Annotated in this window: 1 protein-coding gene; it reads left to right on the top strand. The window is 70.7% G+C overall.

Translation table 11 applies throughout. The annotated features are described in order from the left end of the window. Window positions 1–232 precede the first annotated feature (232 nt). Window positions 233–898, top strand: a complete 666-nt coding sequence (locus IH13_RS0126190; protein WP_031088422.1) for a DUF305 domain-containing protein — start codon at window positions 233–235, stop codon at window positions 896–898. The last annotated feature ends 16 nt before the right edge of the window (window positions 899–914 follow it).

Below are 914 nucleotides of genomic sequence, written 5' to 3'. Positions count from 1 at the left end.
CCGCCCCCCGCCACTCCCAGACGTCTGCGCCGCACGCTGGTGGTGTGCAACGAGGTCACAGATTCCTCCTTGTGTCCGTCCGCTGGTGAACGGTTCCTGGACCTCGGCAGTATCGCTCGTATCATGTACACACCAACAGACGGCAACAGAGATGTCATGAAAGTTTCCGGTCAGCCCTCCGCGGAAGGGGGAGGACGGTCTGCGACACATCCGTACGGCACAGGAGGTCGACGTGTTGATACCCCCTCAGCTCGCACGCGGACGCGCAGCCGCCCTCGGTGCGCTCGCCGCCGCCGTACTGGCCCTGGGCGCCTGCGACGCGGACGGCGGCGACGGGGAGGCCCGGGCGGCGGCCACGGGCCCCGTGGTGGTGGCACCCGGCAGGCCGGGCGAACCGGCCAGGACCCTGTCCCCCGGCGAGGCGGTGAAGGCCGCCGGGAACGACAGCCCCAACTCCGCCGACTTCCGGTACGCGCGCATGATGATCGAACACCACAAGCAGGCCGTCCTCCTCACCTCGCTCGTCCCGGAACGTGCCTCCTCCGCGTCCGTGAAGCGGCTGGCGGAGCGCATCGCGGCGGGGCAGCGGCCCGAGATCGGCGCCATGGAGGGCTGGCTGACGAACCACGGCGGCGAAGGGCGCGAGGAGGAGGCGCACGACCACTCCGCCATGGCCGGGATGGCGACCGAGGCCCAGGTGGAGGAGTTGCGGGCGGCCCGGGGCGAGGAGTTCGACCGGCTGTTCCTCACGCTCATGATCGCCCATCACCAGGGGGCGGTCACCATGGCCACCGAGGCGCTGTCCGACGGCAACAACGTGCTGATCGAGGAGATGGCCGGTGACGTGCTCACCCAGCAGACCGTGGAGATCGACCGGATGCGCGCCCTGCTGACCTGACGGCCCGGCGGGCACC

The organism is Streptomyces sp. NRRL WC-3549 (assembly GCF_000721935.1).
Classification (GTDB): Bacteria; Actinomycetota; Actinomycetes; order Streptomycetales; family Streptomycetaceae; genus Streptomyces.
Note: the sequence above shows the minus strand (reverse complement) of the source record. Positions and strands in the feature narration are given on the sequence as shown.